The sequence below is a fragment of the Agrobacterium sp. V1 genome, assembly GCF_030518355.1.
Lineage (GTDB): Bacteria > Pseudomonadota > Alphaproteobacteria > Rhizobiales > Rhizobiaceae > Agrobacterium > Agrobacterium cucumeris.
This window is the reverse complement of sequence record NZ_JAULSF010000001.1, coordinates 1,454,516-1,471,858: the sequence shown is the minus strand read 5'-3', so window position 1 is coordinate 1,471,858 and position 17,343 is coordinate 1,454,516. Positions and strand designations below refer to the sequence as shown.

At 58.7% G+C, this 17,343-nt stretch carries 18 protein-coding genes and 1 pseudogene; 6 read left to right on the top strand and 13 right to left on the bottom strand.

From position 1 onward, the window contains the following. Positions 1-17: 17 nt before the first annotated feature. From QSV77_RS07140 to QSV77_RS07125, 4 genes and pseudogenes are all read right to left on the bottom strand, one after another. Positions 18-834 (bottom strand): annotated as a pseudogene (locus QSV77_RS07140) (oxidoreductase). A 126-nt stretch (positions 835-960) separates the two neighbouring features. Beyond that, on the bottom strand, positions 961-1,893 hold the full coding sequence (locus QSV77_RS07135) for a DMT family transporter (protein ID WP_302732951.1): 933 nt from the start codon (positions 1,891-1,893) through the stop codon (positions 961-963). 52 nt (positions 1,894-1,945) lie between these two features. Then, entirely contained in the window at positions 1,946-2,614 is a 669-nt protein-coding gene (locus QSV77_RS07130; protein WP_142840064.1) for a DsbA family oxidoreductase, read from the bottom strand. Positions 2,615-2,641: 27 nt separating this feature from the next. Beyond that, entirely contained in the window at positions 2,642-4,489 is a 1,848-nt protein-coding gene (locus tag QSV77_RS07125) for an extracellular solute-binding protein (RefSeq protein WP_302732950.1), read from the bottom strand. Positions 4,490-4,816: 327 nt separating this feature from the next. Here QSV77_RS07125 and QSV77_RS07120 point away from each other — a divergent pair, with 327 nt between their 5' ends. Further along, positions 4,817-5,473, top strand: coding sequence for an invasion associated locus B family protein (locus tag QSV77_RS07120; RefSeq protein WP_142840062.1), 657 nt, complete (start codon positions 4,817-4,819; stop codon positions 5,471-5,473). Between the two features lie 90 nt (positions 5,474-5,563). On the opposite strand, the gene hspQ is transcribed toward QSV77_RS07120, so the two are convergent. The 4 genes from hspQ to QSV77_RS07100 all read right to left on the bottom strand — a co-directional run bounded on the left by hspQ (position 5,564) and on the right by QSV77_RS07100 (position 8,819). Further along, positions 5,564-5,893 (bottom strand): heat shock protein HspQ, encoded by a 330-nt coding sequence (hspQ, locus tag QSV77_RS07115; RefSeq protein ID WP_046798283.1) that lies wholly within the window; start codon positions 5,891-5,893, stop codon positions 5,564-5,566. Positions 5,894-5,983: 90 nt separating this feature from the next. Next, positions 5,984-6,904: a DMT family transporter gene (locus QSV77_RS07110; protein WP_302732949.1), complete on the bottom strand. Its 921-nt coding sequence runs from the start codon at positions 6,902-6,904 to the stop codon at positions 5,984-5,986. A 95-nt stretch (positions 6,905-6,999) separates the two neighbouring features. Beyond that, positions 7,000-8,409: a type I glutamate--ammonia ligase gene (gene glnA / locus QSV77_RS07105; RefSeq protein ID WP_080816817.1), complete on the bottom strand. Its 1,410-nt coding sequence runs from the start codon at positions 8,407-8,409 to the stop codon at positions 7,000-7,002. Positions 8,410-8,480: 71 nt separating this feature from the next. Further along, positions 8,481-8,819 carry a P-II family nitrogen regulator gene (locus QSV77_RS07100; RefSeq protein ID WP_003508042.1) on the bottom strand — a complete coding sequence of 113 codons (339 nt, stop codon included), beginning with the start codon at positions 8,817-8,819 and terminating at the stop codon, positions 8,481-8,483. An 89-nt stretch (positions 8,820-8,908) separates the two neighbouring features. Between QSV77_RS07100 and QSV77_RS07095 the strand changes: the two genes are divergently transcribed. Then, complete coding sequence (locus QSV77_RS07095) at positions 8,909-9,181, top strand: hypothetical protein (protein WP_302732946.1); 273 nt, start codon at positions 8,909-8,911, stop codon at positions 9,179-9,181. Then, positions 9,178-10,653: an NAD(P)H-hydrate dehydratase gene (locus QSV77_RS07090; RefSeq protein WP_302732945.1), complete on the top strand. Its 1,476-nt coding sequence runs from the start codon at positions 9,178-9,180 to the stop codon at positions 10,651-10,653. The genes QSV77_RS07095 and QSV77_RS07090 overlap by 4 nt, the downstream gene beginning before the upstream one ends. Before the next feature lie 241 nt (positions 10,654-10,894). Here the strand turns inward: QSV77_RS07090 and QSV77_RS07085 are convergent, their stop codons facing one another. Beyond that, positions 10,895-11,935, bottom strand: coding sequence for a GlxA family transcriptional regulator (locus QSV77_RS07085; protein ID WP_142840059.1), 1,041 nt, complete (start codon positions 11,933-11,935; stop codon positions 10,895-10,897). 271 nt (positions 11,936-12,206) lie between these two features. Further along, positions 12,207-12,425: a hypothetical protein gene (locus QSV77_RS07080; RefSeq protein ID WP_302732944.1), complete on the bottom strand. Its 219-nt coding sequence runs from the start codon at positions 12,423-12,425 to the stop codon at positions 12,207-12,209. A 240-nt stretch (positions 12,426-12,665) separates the two neighbouring features. Between QSV77_RS07080 and QSV77_RS07075 the strand changes: the two genes are divergently transcribed. Then, positions 12,666-13,604: a LysR family transcriptional regulator gene (locus QSV77_RS07075; RefSeq protein ID WP_170979853.1), complete on the top strand. Its 939-nt coding sequence runs from the start codon at positions 12,666-12,668 to the stop codon at positions 13,602-13,604. A gap of 53 nt (positions 13,605-13,657) precedes the next feature. On the opposite strand, the gene QSV77_RS07070 is transcribed toward QSV77_RS07075, so the two are convergent. Beyond that, complete coding sequence (locus tag QSV77_RS07070) at positions 13,658-14,578, bottom strand: methylenetetrahydrofolate reductase (RefSeq protein ID WP_302732943.1); 921 nt, start codon at positions 14,576-14,578, stop codon at positions 13,658-13,660. Between the two features lie 88 nt (positions 14,579-14,666). Continuing rightward, entirely contained in the window at positions 14,667-15,443 is a 777-nt protein-coding gene (locus QSV77_RS07065) for a formyl transferase (RefSeq protein WP_302733898.1), read from the bottom strand. A 190-nt stretch (positions 15,444-15,633) separates the two neighbouring features. Here QSV77_RS07065 and QSV77_RS07060 point away from each other — a divergent pair, with 190 nt between their 5' ends. Next, positions 15,634-15,795: an entericidin A/B family lipoprotein gene (locus QSV77_RS07060; protein WP_003495552.1), complete on the top strand. Its 162-nt coding sequence runs from the start codon at positions 15,634-15,636 to the stop codon at positions 15,793-15,795. A gap of 107 nt (positions 15,796-15,902) precedes the next feature. Further along, positions 15,903-16,667, top strand: coding sequence for a phosphodiester glycosidase family protein (locus QSV77_RS07055; RefSeq protein WP_302732941.1), 765 nt, complete (start codon positions 15,903-15,905; stop codon positions 16,665-16,667). A gap of 107 nt (positions 16,668-16,774) precedes the next feature. Here QSV77_RS07055 and QSV77_RS07050 read toward each other — a convergent pair whose 3' ends face one another. Next, positions 16,775-17,125, bottom strand: coding sequence for a hypothetical protein (locus tag QSV77_RS07050; protein WP_302732940.1), 351 nt, complete (start codon positions 17,123-17,125; stop codon positions 16,775-16,777). Positions 17,126-17,343 lie beyond the last annotated feature (218 nt).

The following is a 17,343-nucleotide window of genomic DNA, read 5'->3' as shown; positions in this document are numbered from 1 at the left end:
GACCTCCGGCCTTCTTTCTACATCTGGCTTCTGATCAGCCTGTCGAAGGCCCGGTCGCCGAACCATTTGCGCACGCCGATCATCAGCCGGGCGTATTTGCCGGCCGCATAACGTGTCTTCGGGCGGGCGGACCTGACCGCCGTCGGCAATGACCTTGGGATCGGTGCCCATACCCTTACCGTAGCTTCGGTCCATGGAAGCCGCAACGCTCTGCGCCATCTTCGCATAAGGGCCGTTTGCCGAGCGTTCGAGGAGACCCTGCGCTGCGGCCGCACCGAAACCGGTCTCGATCAGGCCCGGTTCGATCACCACGACGCGGATGCCGAATGGCTCGGCTTCCAGCCGTAGACTGTCCGACCAGCCTTCCAGTGCGTGTTTGGTCGCGTGATACCAGGCACCCAGAACGGTGTAGATCTTGCCGCCCATCGACGTGATGTTGACGATCGTGCCTTTGCCCCTTGCGCGCATGGCCGGCATAAGGAGCTGTGTCAGACGGGCGGTGCCGAAGACGTTGACCTCAAACTGGTAGCGCGCCTCGTCGAGCGGGATCTCCTCGACCGGGCCGTAGAGCCCGTAGCCGGCGTTGTTCACCAGCACGTCGACGCCACCGGATCGTGCGGTAATCGCGGCGACAGCGGCGACGATGTCCTCGTCGCTTGAGATGTCCATGCGCAGCGCAATAGCGCCAAGCTTTTCCAGGTCCGCCATCCTGTCGATGCTGCGTGCGGCGACATAGACGAGATAGCCATCGGCGATCAGGCGTTTGGCGATGCTTTTGCCCATGCCGGATGACGCGCCGGTAACGAGGGCGGTCGGTTGGGTTCGTATGTTCATGTCGGCACCTCTTGCTCTTGGAGAGTGCCAACATAAGTCGCGCATCGTGCCATCGCAGTGGCGGAACACGCCATATTTATGGTGCAAGCCGCCAGGTCTCGTCTTTCTGACTTGTGAGGGGCAAACTTATGAGGGATTTTCCGGCGTGATGCCGACGGCAACGTTCTGGTCGGTGGCAGCGATCGAAGCGGGCAGCGGCACCTTTCTCTGCTTCTCGCGGATCAGCGTCAACAGGCCGGAGCCGACGATGAGGGCGATGCCGACGAGCATCCATCCGTCGATACGGTCGCCGAAAATCAGGTAACCGAACAGGATGGCCCAGAGCATCTGGCTATATTGCGTCGGTCCGATCATGGCGGCGGGCGCATATTGGGCGGCATACATGACCAGTACGTTGCCAAGCGCGCCGAGCAGGCCATATCCCGCCAGCAGCAGCCATTGCTCGCCGGCTGGCATGACAAAAGTCGGTACCATGGCGATGCCGCTTATGGTGAGACAGCCGAGCACACCGGCACCATAAAGCGAGACATTCTTTTCCGACGGTCCCATGGCGCGGAAGATGACGATGCTGAGTGCACCGCTGAAGCCGCCGATGATGGCGCCGAGATGGCCGATGCCGAGTTCGCGGAAGCCCGGCCGCAGGATGACCAGCACGCCGAGGAAACCGATGATGACGGCCGACCAGCGCTTGATGCCCACCTGTTCCTTCAGGAACACCACCGACATGATGGTGACGAAGGAAGGGAGCAGGAAGATCAACGCAAAGGCTTCCGCCATGGAAAGATGGGTGAAGGCGGTCACGCTGCCGACTGCGCCGGTGCCGGCGGCAAAAAAGCGGATGATCCACAAGGGGCGGTTCGTCGTTCTGACGATATCCACCCAGCGGTCGTTGCGCTTGCGGATGAAGGGCAGGGCGGCTAAGCCGAACAGGGCGCCGAAGAAGGCCGATTCGATCGGCGAAATCTGGCCTTCTATAAGTTTAACGCTCGCATCGCTCCATGCGTAGGCAGCGAAGGCGGCAAAGGCAAGCAGAATGCCTTTCAGGGTCTGGTCGGACACGGGAAAACACCAACAGTTTATCGGTTAGGGTAAGCTGCCGGTAGTTCGACCGTCAGTTCATCGACTTATGCTCGTCCGCCTTGATTTTTGCAATATCCCGCAGTGCAGCAATCAGGACATCAGGCGTTTGCGCACCGCTGATGGCGTATTTCTGGTCGAGGATGAAAAACGGCACGCCGGCGACGCCCATTTGCTGCGCCGCATCAATTTCGGCGACAACCGTATCCTTGTCCGCATCGGATGCCAGAAGCCGCGCCACCACCTTGGCGTCCATGCCCGCCTTTTCGGCGATATCGGTCAGCACGGCGTGATCGCCGATGTTGCGGCCTTCCTCGAAATTCGCCTTGAACAGACCGGTGACGATCTTTTCCTGAACGTCGCGGCCTTCCGAATGGGCCCAGAGCGACAGGCGGTGCGCATCGAGCGTGTTCGGGCCGATCTTGATCGCATCGAAATCATAGTGGATGCCGACTTCCTTGCCGAGCTGCACCAGCGTGACATGTGCCTGCTCCAGACGCTCCTTGCCGAGCTTTTCCTCAAGGGCGGCCTTCTGATCTACGCCCTCAGGCGGATAATCCGGATTGAGGCGATAAGGACGCCAGTTCACGTCGACGCTGATCTCGTCCTGCACCTCGGCAATGGCAAGATCGAGCCTTGCCTTGCCAAGATAACACCAGGGGCAGACCATATCCGATACGACGTCGATAACGATGCGTTCCATGGTTTCATCTTCCCTTGTCTGGACCGGTTATTGCGCCCGCGCATCCCACCAGGTCTGTTTCTGATTGCCTGATATCGGGGTGATATCCGGGCGGTCGATATATTTCCAGCGGGCGATCCATTGCGCACCGATGTAATAGAGCGGAATGACGTAGTGACCGGCAACCAGCAGACGGTCGTAACCGCGCACGGCTGCCTGGAAATCTTCCGTCGAACGGGCCTGCAGCAGGGCCTCGATCATCCGGTCTATATCGGGACTGGCGGCCCCGGCATAGTTGAAGCTGCCCTGCGCGTCGCGTGACAGCGAACTCCAGCGATTGAGCTGCTCCGCCCCCGGCGAAAGCGAGGAGGGCAGGGAGCGGATGATCATGTCATAATCGAAACTGTTCGAACGGGCCTGATATTGACCGTCATCGACCGAGCGGATGCCCATGGCGACGCCGATGAGGTTGAGCGAGCGTTGATAGGCAAGCGCTATGCGCTCCTGCGCCGGGTTCTGCGTCATGATCTCGAAGGCGAGCTGACGGCCATTGGCATCGGACATTCTGCCATTCTTGATGCTGTATCCGGCCTCTTTAAGCTTATCGACGGCCAGTTTCAGCACCTTGCGGTCCGCACCGGTGCCATCGGTGGTGGGCATGGCGTAGGTTCCCGCCAAAAGCTCTGGCGGCATGGTTTTCGCCGCGTCGCCCAGCAGTGCCAGTTCGCGCGCATCGGCGGCATTGCCGAAGGCGCCGAGCGGTGAATTCTGCCAGTAGCTCTGCGTGCGCTTGAAGGCGCCTCCGAGGATATTGCGGTTCATCCACTCGAAATCGAGGACATAGGACAGGCCCTCGCGCACCTTTTCATCGGCAAAGACGGCGCGGCGGGTGTTGAACACCAGGCCGAACATGCCGGAAGGCAGCTGCGGCTGGAACACATCCTTGACGATATCGCCACGATGCACGGCCGGGAAATTGTAAGCCTGCCCCCAATGCGAGGTATCGGAAGTGCCGTTGATGGCGTCGCCTTCCGGGTAAATGTCGATATCGCCCTTCTTGAAGGCCTCGAACATGGTGGTGACCTGAAGGAAATAGGTGACGGTTATCTCGTCGTAATTCTCAAAGCCGACCTTGCTCGGAATATCCTTGCCCCAATAGTCCGGGTTTCGCTCCCAGGTGATTCGCTCTCCAGGCCGCAGGGTCTTGATTCGGTATGGACCCGAGCCGACGACCGGACCGAGACCCGCCTGTTCGAATTTTTCCGGATCGATCGCATGTTTCGGCAAAATGGGGGTGGAGGAGGCGAGAATAAGCGGCGTTTCGCGGTTTGCCTTCTCATTGAAGGTGAAACGCACGCCATGATCGCCGACTTTTTCCAGCTTCGCCACGCCGTCCAGACGGCTGTTGAAGGGCGGGCGGCCTTTCTCCTTCAGGAGATTGAATGTGAAGATCACGTCATCAGGCGTTACCGGCTCGCCATCCGTCCATTTCGCCTTCGGATTGATGTTGAACTGGATGAAACTGCGCTCCTCGTCCCACTCTGCCGTTTCAGCCAGCAGGCCGTAGAGACTGAAGGGTTCGTCGGTGGAGCGCTGCATCAGCGGTTCGTAGAGCAGGTTGCCGAATTCCGGGTCCCAGACGCCGCGCGCGGTGGTGCGCATTCCCTTGAGAACGAAGGGATTGAGGCTGTCGAAGGTGCCGACGACGCCATAGGAGATGCGGCCGCCTTTTTTTACGTCCGGATTGACGTAAGGGAAGTGCCGGAAATCAGCCGGCAGTGCCGGTGTGCCGTGCATGGAAATGCCGTGAAGCGGCTGCGCCTGGGCGCTCCCGGCGGGAAGCAGGGATGAGCCCAAAAGAAACAATGCGGGGATGAGGGCCGCAAGGTTGCGCATGTTATTATCCTGTCTCAACTGTCCGTCCGATTTGTCATGATGATCGGTTTATCGTCATGATTTGGCTTTTTCGTTATGATTCTGGCAAATATGTAGCACAGGCCCTTGGCGGGACCCATGCGAGGGTGGGAAATCTTGGCCCACCTCAAGAAAAAGTTAAAGAAGTGCTGGATATCGCCGCGATCGGCATGTAACAGGGTGGCCGGAAGAGACGGGTCACGCATTTGCCTCATTTAAACGACAGTTGAACGGGCAGAAGGATACCGCCATCGGCGAACAGGATCTTAGCGGTTCTGTTCTGGCAGACATTCAGGAGACGGAACTCTTATGATGCAAAAGGCAAACACATTCACCCGGACGGCTCTGTCCGCTCTGGTCCTTTCTCTCGGCGCAGTGTCCGCTCCGGCCATCTCGCAGGCACAGGATGCTGCTCCCGCCGCTCAGGGCGCCGGCGCTCCGCCGCTCGGCTGGTTCAAGACCTGCTCCAAGCAGGAAGACAACGATGTCTGCGTCGTGCAGAACGTGGTTCTTGCCCAGAACGGCCAGATGATCACCGCTGTCGGCCTCATCACCGTTGAAGGCAAGGTCAATCGCAAGCTGCTGCAGGTTTCCGTTCCGACCGCGCGTCTCGTTCCTCCGGGCGTGATGATGCAGATCGATGGCGGCAAGGGCCAGAAGCTCGATTACGCCGTTTGCCTTCCCGACAAGTGCACGGCTGAAGTGCCGCTGACGGATGCCATGATCGCTTCCCTGAAGAAGGGTAGCGAGGTGGTCTTCACCTCCATCAACTTCCGCCGCGCGCCGAACCCGATCAAGATCGCACTCTCCGGTTTCACCGGCGCTTACGACGGTGCTGCCATCACCCAGTCGCAGCTGGCCGAAAGCCAGCGCAGCCTGCAGGAAGGCATGCAGAAGAAGGCAGAAGAGGCCCGCAAGAAGCTGGAAGCCGCTCAGGACGCCGCCAAGACCGCGCCGAAGCCCTGATCGCTCCACCAGTGTCAAGAATGACAAAACCGGTCTGGAGACAGACCGGTTTTTTTATGCCCTGGGAGGGGTGGGTATTTCAGGCTTGCGTCAATGCGCCGTCGACATCTTCGGACGCCATTCACCGTTCGGCGCCTTGTCAAAGATACGGCCGATATTGGGATTTCTAAGCGGCGTCTCGTTTTCGTCGTGGACGAGGTTCTGCTCGGAAACATAGGCGACATATTCCGTCTCCTCGTTTTCGGCCAGAAGATGATAGAAGGGCTGGTCGCGGTCCGGCCTGATATCGGCGGGAATGGCGTTCCACCATTCTTCGGTATTGGCATATTCCGGGTCCACGTCGATGACCACGCCGCGGAACGGAAACACCTTGTGGCGGACGATCTCGCCAAGCGTGAATTTTGCGTCTCTTTGTTTCATGGCATGAACTTCCTTTCCCACTAATAGTTGGGGGCGGAATGCGAAATATCAAGGGCTAGGGGTATCCCGCCCGTATTACCGTCCCGCCGCTCAGGTCCTTCGGCCGATTGGCGCGGTGGCGATGACCACGCCGCCGGTGACCAGCACGATGCCGATGGCGTGATAGGTCTCGAAGCTCTCCCCAAGGAAAAACGTTGCCATGAGGATCGAGACCGGCGGCATCATATAAAGCGTGATGCCGGCCGTGGCCGGGCCGAAAACGCGCACCGTATGGGTGAAGCAATAAAAGGCGAGCAGCGAGGCGAAAAGAATGATGCCGCCGATCTTCGCCCAGGCCATCGGTGTCGCCGGCAGCATTCCGCCCTGCGCCAGTTCGAGGGCCGCCGGCGGCAGCAGCACCAGCGCGCCGGAGAGCGCAATCAGGCCGAAGAGGCTGAAGGAGGCCATCTGCCGGGCTGCCGGATCGCGCAGCAGCAGCGAATAGATCGCAAAGGCGATGGCTGCCGTGAGGATCGCGAAATCACCAATGTTGAAATTCATGTGCCAGAGAGCGGACATATCACCCTTGAGCACGATGGCCGCCACGCCGGCAAAGGCGATGATCATGCCTGCCACTTCGAGCTTTCTGATGCGCCGGCCCTGAAAGATGCGCTGGAAGAGGATGATGAACAGTGACGATGTCGTGTAGATCAGCGTGCCGTTGGCAGCCGTCGTCATGGTCAGACCCCAATAGACCACGCCGCCGCAGATGCCCATGCCGAGAATGCCGAGAACGAGCCACAGCAGCGTTTTGTGGCGCAGGAACGCCAGGCAGTTGCGCCAGTCGGCAATCATGAAGGGCGCGATGATGAGGGTCGATCCGATCCAGCGGATGAAGGCGGCGATGAAGGGTGAGACCTCGCCGACGACGCCACGGCCGAAAATGACGTTGCTGGAGAAAAAGAACGGCACAGCCAGAAAGATGAGCCAGTCCGTAAGGCGGGTTTGCTGAGAGGCTGGCTTGTTCGACATCGTTCGCGATATGGCTGGGCTTCAAAAGAAAACGGCGGCCTCCGGAGAGGCCGCCAGACTGGAGTGGACACCTTGCAGAGCGTCCGGATTACGACTTAGGCCGAGTAGTACATGTCGAATTCGACCGGATGCGGGGTCATTTCGAAACGCATGACTTCCTGCATCTTCAGCTCGATGAACGAGTCGATCTGGTCGTCGTCGAATACGCCGCCGGCGGTCAGGAACTTGCGATCCTTGTCGAGGCTTTCCAGCGCTTCGCGCAGCGAACCGCAGACCGTCGGGATCTTCTTCAGTTCCTTGGCGGGAAGGTCGTAAAGATCCTTGTCCATCGGCTTGCCGGGGTGGATCTTGTTCTTGATGCCGTCAAGGCCGGCCATCAGCATGGCCGCAAAACCGAGATAGGGGTTCTGGGTCGGATCCGGGAAGCGGACTTCGACGCGCTTTGCCTTCGGGTTGGAGCCGAAGGGGATACGGCAGGAGGCCGAACGGTTGCGGGCGGAATAGGCCAGCAGAACCGGCGCTTCATAACCCGGCACCAGACGCTTGTAGGAGTTGGTGGTGGGGTTGGTGAAGGCGTTGATGGCCTTGGCGTGCTTGATGATACCGCCGATGTAGAAGAGGCAGTTTTCAGACAGGCCAGCATATTCGTCACCAGCGAAGGTCGGCTTTCCGCCTTTCCAGATCGACTGGTGCACGTGCATGCCCGAGCCGTTATCGCCGAAGATCGGCTTCGGCATGAAGGTTGCCGTCTTGCCATAGGCATTGGCGACCTGGTGCACGACGTACTTGTAGATCTGCATCTTGTCGGCGCTGGAGACCAGCGTGTCGAACTTCACGCCCAGCTCGTGCTGCGCGGCAGCCACTTCGTGGTGGTGCTTTTCAACAACGACGCCCATTTCGGCCAGAACCGTCAGCATTTCGGAGCGCATGTCCTGCAGGCTGTCGATCGGCGGAACCGGGAAGTAGCCGCCCTTGACGCGCGGACGATGGCCGAGGTTGCCGGTTTCGTAATCCGTGTCGTCGTTGGACGGCAGTTCGGACGAATCCAGCTTGAAACCGGTATTGTAGGGGTCTGCCTTGTACTTCACGTCGTCGAAGACGAAGAATTCAGGCTCGGGGCCGACAAAAACGGTGTCGCCAATGCCGGATGCCTTGAGGTAGGCTTCGGCCTTCTTGGCGGTGCCGCGCGGGTCGCGGTTATAGGCTTCGCCCGAGACCGGGTCGAGAATGTCGCAAAGGACGACCAGGGTGGACTGGGCAAAGAACGGGTCGATGTGGGCGGTAGCCGGATCGGGCATCAGCACCATGTCGGACTCGTTGATGGCCTTCCAGCCGGCGATCGAGGAGCCGTCGAACATGACGCCATCGGCGAACATGTCTTCGTCTACGCACACCACATCCATGGTGACGTGCTGCAGCTTGCCCTTGGGGTCGGTAAAGCGCAGGTCCACGAACTTGATGTCGTTATCCTTGATCTGCTTCAAGATATCGTTTGCGGTCGTCATTTAAACGTTTTCCTTGAGTGTGATGATGACGAGGTGAAAACCCAAGCCTCCCCGGCCCGGGACCTTCTTGATTATATGGCGTCCACGCCTGTTTCACCGGTACGGATGCGGATGACTTCCTCGATATTGGAAACGAAAATCTTTCCGTCGCCGATACGTCCGGTCTGGGCCGCATTGCGGATCGCCTCGATGACGGCTTCCGCATTCTCGTCCGCCAATACGACTTCGACTTTCACTTTCGGCAGAAAGTCCACGACGTACTCCGCACCGCGGTAAAGTTCCGTGTGGCCCTTCTGACGACCAAAGCCTTTTGCTTCCGTGACCGTGATTCCCTGAAGTCCGACTTCCTGAAGGGCTTCCTTCACTTCATCGAGCTTGAAAGGCTTAATGATCGCTTCGATCTTTTTCATGAGAAAATATCTCTCCGCTTCTCCCGTTAAAGCAGGTAACTCCCGCTCTGCCACAAGAATGCACGTATTGTGCCAGATCGGAAGCGGGCTTGAAGAAAAAACTTCGCTCCCCCGGCTTTCCGGCACAAAATGCATTCGCTTTTGGCGGTTTTCCGGCGAATTTCTCTCGAAAATCCGAAAAATCCGTCCGCATTTCTGTTGATTTGTATTATTTTAGCGATCTCTTATATTTTGAGTTTCAGTACACGTGTTTTGCTGGTCTGTTTATATTTTATGCATTTGACTATTATTCGATCAGGGTGATTTGCTTATTTTTGTATCGATTGCCTTTCCGGCGTTTTGAAGGGATGATCGGTCCATGACATCCCTTTCGCAGCTTTTCCTGATCGACCCGGTTGTGATGGCACGCATCGATGCGGCGGCCGGGCAGTCCGGCATTCCACTATATGACCTGATGGAGCGGGCGGGGCAGGCGGTTGCCGCCTCGGCCCTGCGCCATTATCCACAGGCGCTGCGTTTCGTCGTGCTTTGTGGTGGCGGCAATAATGGCGGCGACGGTTATGTGGCGGCGCGGGTGCTTTTGCAGAGTGGCGCAGCCGTTGCGATTTATCATCTTGGCGATACGGCGGCGCTCAGGGGCGATGCGCGAACGGCATTCGAGCGGAGCGGGGTGACGCCACTGCCGCTTGGCGATTATGTGCCTGTTGGCGGCGACATGGTGATTGATGCGGTTTTCGGGGCTGGCCTGTCGCGTGATATTCCAGGCGAACTTGCCGATGTGATCGCGGCGGTGGCAAAGGCGGGCGTGCCTGTGCTTGCCGTTGATCTGCCCTCGGGTCTCTGCGGCCGGCGCGGGGTGCCTCTCGGTGCATCGTTCAGGGCAGATCGAACCGTGACTTTCATGGCGCGCAAGCCCGGTCATCTGCTGATGCCGGGGCGCGAGCTGTGCGGGGCGCTTGAGGTCTTCGATATCGGCATTCCCGCCCGCATCCTCGCTGCCCATGCGGGTTCAATTTCGGAAAACGATCCGCTTGTCTGGCGGCATGCGTTGCCGCGCGCCGATATGGAAACGCATAAATTCCGCCGCGGGCATTTGACTGTCTTTGCCGGACCGGCACATGCGACCGGGGCAAGCCGCATGGCGGCGCTTGCGGCGTTGAAGGCGGGGGCGGGGATCGTGACCGTCGCTGCCCCGCAAGCAGCGCTGGACGTGTTATCGATGACGCTGACGGCGGTTATGAACTCGCCTTTGGACGATGCCGATGATCTGCGGCTGTGGCTGGATGACCGGCGTCACGGTACTTTCGTTCTTGGCCCGGGTTTCGGCGATTTAGAAAAGGCGCGGCAGTTCGTGTCCCTGCTTGGAGACAGGGCGGTTGTGCTGGATGCCGATGCGATCACCGCTTTCAGGGATTGCCCGGAGACCCTGTTCGCGCAAGTTACATCCGGTACGGGCAAATTCGTGCTGACACCGCATGAGGGCGAGTTTGCGCGGCTGTTTCCCGATCTCGCTGCAGATGCCGAATTGAGCAAGATCGAGAAGGCGCAGGTTGCTTCGGCGCGCAGCGGTGCGGTGCTGGTCTATAAGGGTGCGGATACGGTGATCGCCGCACCCGATGGCCGGGCGCTGGTCAACACCAATGCGCCGGCAAGCCTTGCGACAGCGGGCTCCGGCGATGTGCTGGCCGGTATCATCGGCGCATTGCTGGCGCAGGGGACCCCCGCCTTTGAGGCCGCTGCTGCCGGTGTCTGGTTGCATGGCGAAGCGGGCCAGAGGGCGGGCATTGGCATGACGGCGGAGGATCTTGCCCACGCGGTTCGGCCGTTTAGGTGAATTTGTCTGATTGTGTTTGCTAGCCGCTGACAGATTCGGTGGTTTAGCAAAGTTCCATCATCCCCACTCCGTCACCCCGGACTTGATCCGGGGTCCAGCGCGATCAAGTCCTTGATCGCGAAAGACTCTTCTCACGGCGCAGACGCGCCGTGACTGGATGCCGGATCAAGTCCGGCATGACGGAGGAGAGGTTTTTTATCCTGAAACAAGCTCCGTCGCGTTTGCGGCATTCAGCCCGCATTCAATGGGCGGCTTTGCCACCCTGGCTCGCCATTGCCATTCGCGAGGCACTGATCAGCAGCTTGCGTTCGGCGCGCTCCTGCTGCGGTGTGCGATTGTAGATTTCGCGATAACACTTGGAGAAATGCGAGGCCGAGACGAAACCGCAGGCGACGGCGACTTCGACAACCGGCATGGCCGATTGCACGAGCAGGTGACGGGCGCGGTCGAGACGGATTTCGAGGTAATAGCGGGCGGGCGAGCGGCCCATTTCCTGACGGAACAGGCGCTCCACCTGCCGGCGTGACAGATCGGCGGCATCGGCTATGTCAAGCAGCGACAGCGGCTCGGCGAGATTGCCTTCCATCAATTCGATAATCGACAGGACCTTGCTGTTCTGCACGCCGAGGCGGGCGCGCAGCGGCAGACGCTGGCGGTCATTGGGGCTGCGCACCCGGTCGGTCAATTGCTGTTCGCAGACGCGGTTGACGAGATTTTCGCCGAAATCCTGGCCGATCAGGCTCAGCATCATGTCAAGCGAGGCCGTGCCGCCGGCGCAGGTGTAGATGTTGCTGTCGACTTCGAAGAGATCGGCATAAACTTCCACCTGCGGAAAGGCTTCGGAAAAACCCGGCAGATTTTCCCAGTGGATCGCGCAGCGCTTGCCGTTCAGCAGGCCTGCCTGTGCAAGGATATGGGCGGCGGTACAGAGGCTGCCGATGGCGATGCCGCGATTATAGGCTTCGCGCAGCCAGGCATTGACGGACTTGTTGATGTGCTGATCCACATCGATGCCCGAACAGATGATGGCCATTTCTGCGCGGTTCTCGCCGCTCACATACCGCCGCTCGTCGGCGAGACAGGTGTCGACCTCGAGACAGATGCCGCTTGAAGACATGACCTTCTGGCCATCGAGCGAAGCGATGCGCCATTCATAGGCCTGATAGCCCAACATTCGGTTGGCGATGCGAAGCGTTTCAACCGCTGCGGCGAACGGCAGCATGGTAAATTGCGGAATGAGAAAAAAGACGATTGAGCGTTTCTTCTGGGAGTTTTTGCTCATTTGCCCGTGCTCCGTTGCGAATACGCAATTCCTCCCTTGGAATCGGTCTTCTGGATGTCCTGTTTCCGACATCTTTAACGAAAAATACGCCGTGGAATCGGGCCTGTCAAAAAATCGCTTTTGAAATATGCAAAATTTGCGACAAGCCTTTTAAAAAGGCGTCGTGTCGCATGTAAAACAGGCAGGCTTTTTTACGCCGTTGCCGGAGCGTATTGGCACGGGAAGAGATGGCTCGCAAGTCTCAAAATGGCTGCGAGCCACCGGTCAGAGGTCATTTGCGAATGGCGCTTGTGCGATAATTGTCTGTGGTCGGCCATCCGATATCCTTCAATGTTTCAGGCGGCAATGCCTCAAGCGCACGCAACATCCGGGCACGACGCCATGATCTGTAAAGAGCAGAAACGTGGCCTGACAGGCGATAAAGCCAGCCATTGGAAGAGGGACGATGCGGGGAGCGGTTCGCCGCCGGGAGATAGTGTATCATGGTCATGTCCTTGATCCTTTCCTGAACCACGATTGATTTGCGCCGTCGATATGCGCCTGGATATTTCATCAAACAAGAGAATGAATTTCATATCATTCATCAATTATCGGAATGACTGACGGATTGCCTGCCGGCTGCGCGTGGATCCCATGGGGGCAGTTCGGCGCTTCATCACAGCAGGGCTTTTTTCCGCCCTGTCATTCGATATCCGGATGGTGCGCGCTTGTTGACATTCAATCAAACGAAATGATATCCATCTATAAATCAAAATATTTGAAGGTGCGTGCCATGACCGTGACTTTCCGCCAACCGCTGCCGTTGCTGGATAACGACATATTGAGAACCTTCGTCGCGATTGCGGAAACGGGAAATTTCTCCACCGCCGCGGAAGTGGTGTTCAGGACGCCCTCGGCCGTTTCCATGCAGATCAAGAAGCTTGAGGAACAGTTGAAGACGACATTGTTCCTGCGCGATGCCCGCTCGGTAACATTGACCGCGCATGGCGAGACGCTGCTGACCTATGCGCGCCGCATGATCGCGCTCTCCAATGAAGCCGTGTCACGTTTCGTCATGCCCGAGCTTTCCGGCGTGGTGCGTCTCGGCGCGCCGGAGGATATCGGCGAGCGCGGCCTGCTGCCAGGCATTCTCAAGCGCTTTGCCGAGGCTTTCCCCGGCATCATGATCGACGTCACCATCGATTCCAGTTCCAATCTCTACAAGCGCATGGACGAGCAACGGCTTGATCTGGCCCTCGTCAACTGTGCCTCGCATCCCCTCAGGGACACGGGCGAGGTGCTGATGCGCGAACGCCTCGTCTGGGCGGGTGCGAAATGCGGCACGGCTTATCTGCGCGATCCGCTGCCGATTTCGATCTGGGAAGAAGGCTGCATCTGGCGTTCGGAGGCGATCAATTCGCTGGAGAGGCGCGGGCGCAATTTCCGGGTGGCTTATCTCAGTGGTCATACGATGGCGCAGCGCGCGGCGATTGCCGCCGATCTTGCCATCGCGCCTTTGCCGCGATCCTATGTGTTGAACGACATGGTCATTCTGGGCGACAAGGAAGGCCTGCCGGAACTTGGCTGCTTCGATATCCGCCTGATCATGGGCGACAAGGCGTCGCGTCCGGTGCTTGCGGTGGCGGAGAGCATTCGCAGCGCCTTTGTCGAGGTTGCCAAGGCGGCGTGACATGGCCAGGCCTGCACGGTGGTCTTAAGGCCGGGCGCGCGGGCAGGCATGTTTCAGACCGCGACGGAATCCGGTGATGCCGAACGGTCTGCAATGCCCGTTTGCCAGCTTCCGCGATTAACCAGCCAGTCGGCCGAATTCTGCAGGCCGCCAAACGGAAAGACATGAATTTGCCGGATCGGCCCTTGCGGATTGGCCTGCCAGTGCCGCTCGATCGGTCCGACGACGCTTTCCGGCGAATGGCCCTTGGCCAGCGTCGTGAGGGAGAGCGCGTTTTTCTTCAAATAGGCAATGGAATTGCCGACACCGCATAGTGCTGCATATTTCAACAGCGTCGTGATCTTGGCCGGGCCGGAAACGCCGATATGCACCGGCAGATCGATGCCTGATGCGGCAAGCCCTTCCGCCCAGGCGATGAAACGGGCTGCATGGAAACCGAACTGGGTGACGATGCGCATCGTCGCATCGCTTCTTTGCGCAAAATCACGCTTCAGCCGCAGCGCGGCAATTGCCGCCTCCTCGCTGAAATCCGGGCTGCCTTCGGGATGGCCGGCGATGGCGATCTGGCTTATTCCATAACGGTCGAAAATGCCGGTGGACAGCATATCCATGCTGGACGCGAAGGGGCCGGCCGGCCTGTCGACGCCGCCGCCGACAACCAGCACATCCGATACGCCGGCTTCGCCCGCCAGCCGCTTCACCTGCTCTTCAAACTCCGCGCGTGACCGGATGCGCCGCGCCGCAAGATGCGGCACAGGCTCATAACCGAGATCGCGCAGATGTCTTGCTGCATCGACAAGCTTCACCTGCGAGGCTGTGCCGGTGTCGGTCAGATAGACGCGCACGCCCTGCGGAAAGAGACCGGCAAGGCTTGCCGGGCCAAGCACCTGTGCGGGTGAGGCTTCGATGGAGGCGGGGATGATGGAGGAGGCGGAAATGTCGGGCAATTTGTGCATGGTCCTTTTAATTATCATGCATCTTTTTTTCGGTGCCGTCTGTGCCTGATGCGGCAATACAGCCCTGCATCTGCGACGAAGCTTGGCAACACGATGCAGCGCGAGATCACCAGATCCGTTTTGTCAGGCCGTTCCAGAGCCAGGTCCAGATCGTCGGCGGAAAGCGCAGTACCGATTTTCCGGGTGAGGGCGGCTGTGGTGCGAGGCTGCCGGATAATGCGTCTTCTACCGCGTTGACGGCGATATCCACCGAGGCTGCGGTGAGAAGCAGCGGATAGGTGGCAATCGTATCTGAAGGCGAGGGTTTCAGCCGTTTTTCGTAAAGCGTGGCGCCGGTATCCACGCCCTTGTCAACCAGATGTACGGTTGCACCGAAGTTGCCGCGGTCCTTTTCCACCAGTGCCCAATACCCGCCCATCTGGCCGCGATAGGCGGGATTGATGCCGGCGTGGAAATTGATGACCGGGCATTGCAGGGCCTGCAGCGTCGCGGGCTTCAAAAGCCGGCAGGAAATGGTGAAAATCGCCGCCGGCTTCAACTGATTGGCGGCCCTGTGGCATTCCTCGTCGTTCAACGAGGCAAATTGCGTGACGGGAACGGTATCGCCAAGTTCGGCGGAAAGACCGTGCTCGGCGATGATCTGATGGCTTCTTTTAACCGTGAAGCGTTTGCCGAGCCGGGAGGCGACCATCGTCGCCAGCTGGCCGGCGGCGACAAACCAGCCGAGCCGACGCGCCCGCCGCCTGAGAATGACCGATTTGCTTTCGGGTTGTTCGACAAAGACGTGAATATCCGGGAAACGGTCGGCCAGCGCGTTGATCATGATATTGGGGTTCACGCCGCCTGCCGTCATCACCAGAAGCCGATTGTTGATGTCAGTCATATCACCCACGGTATTTTCCTCAGCCATGATCCAGGTGTGGAGTTTCCCTCGTGAACTTCAACACCCTGTTAATTTTCATCGACGGGATTTTTTGAAATGCCGCTGGAACCGATTTTCGGGACTCACGTTATTGTGACGCATATCACATCGGCGCTTGCCTTGGACGGCAAGTCATAGGGGAGTTATTTCAATGATTACACGCATTCTTTCGACCGTTTTCGTGGCTCTGTTGACCGTCGTGACGCTCAGCTCTTGCGGCAACACCATTCGTGGCATGGGCCGGGATACGGCGAATGCCGTTGATGCGACGCAGGACGCCGGCCGCAATGTGGACCGCGCTGCCCGCCGCTAAAGGCACTCCCCTTAAATGTTGCGGCGTCACCCTGAAACAGGGGTGACGCCTTTTCTTTGACTGAATTTCCCTGCGAATGTTCCCCTGACGAGAATCACGGGGTGGGCATGAACAGATCGATGAAAAGACTGGCGAAGCTGCTGTTGTCATTGTTGCTGCCGTTTTCGGCGCAGGCTGGCGGGCAGGCGGATTTTTGCAAAAGCATGGACCATGCGGGCGGTCGCTACACTGTGTGCAATTTCGATCCGGGAAAGAACACCATCCGGATCTATGATCGCGATCACGTTTCCGGGCAGGGATATCGCTCCTTCGCCGACCTGTCCTCCGCGCTCTGGCGGCAGCATATGTTCAGCATCTTCGCCATGAATGGCGGCATGTATCATTCCGACTATTCGCCGGTTGGTCTGTTTGTCGAAAATGGCGTGGAACGTTCGTCGATCAGCACCCGCGGCGGCTGGGGCAATTTTCACCTTCTGCCGAATGGCGTGTTTTATCTGAAAGACACGACGGCCGCCGTGCTGGAGACTGAGGCCTATCTGGCGGCAGACCCCAAGCCGGATTTCGCCACCCAGTCAGGGCCGATGCTGGTGATCGACGGCAAACTGCATCCGCGATTTCTGCCCGACAGCGACAGCCTGAAGCGACGCAACGGCGTCGGCGTCTCCCGCGATGGCATGGTGCATTTCGCCATTTCGGAAAATTCCGTGCGCTTCTACGATTTTGCCACACTGTTTCGGGATGTGCTGGATGCGCCGAACGCACTTTATCTCGACGGCACGATTTCGAGCGTCGACATTCCCGCAATGAAGCGACGCGACACGCTGTTTCCCATGGGGCCGATCATCGCCGTTGTTGACCGGGTGCCGGATTAGATGTTCGCTTTCAGGAGGTTGTCCAATGGGCAACCTCGTGAAAGCTAACAAATAGAGCAGGTTTTCGACCGAAATCCCGCTCCAATCATCATGCTCCAGCCGGAAGATCAGATCGGCGCTTTAGGGTAGGCCTTTTCAAGACCCGCCGATGCGGTCAGCCCTTTGCGGAAGGCCAGATAAGCGGGGTGCTGGCTGGTTTTGGCGGTTTCCGCGAGGCGAATCTGCAGGCGGGCGGGGGCGTTGGCGCCAAGCCATTCACCGGCGGCTTCCAGTTTCAGGCTGTTGAGGAAGCGGGCATTGGCCTGCTGGTCGAGATATAGATTGAGGCCGGCCAGCAGGTTTTCATCCTGCAAGGCGTTTTCCATCAGCAACGACACCCATGCCTTGTCCTCGCTTGCAAGCGACGTCAGTTTCGAAGCGACCGTTTCGCGATCGGGAAAAGAGGATGCCTGCTGCATGAAGTGAGTCCCGTTGTCGTTATCCGTCGTCGTTAAAGCAGAGGTGTTGCGCTTTCAAGGCGCGGCGACTGCGGAATAAATTCGACTTTGCCGTGCCGGCGACCAAGGTTTTCAACAGGTGTTTGTACGAAAGCTTTAAATAACGGTTACACTTTAGCCTAAATTGAGGCGAAGGCCGAAATGCCGGTTTTGAAAGCCGCGCTCTAACACCTTGTTTT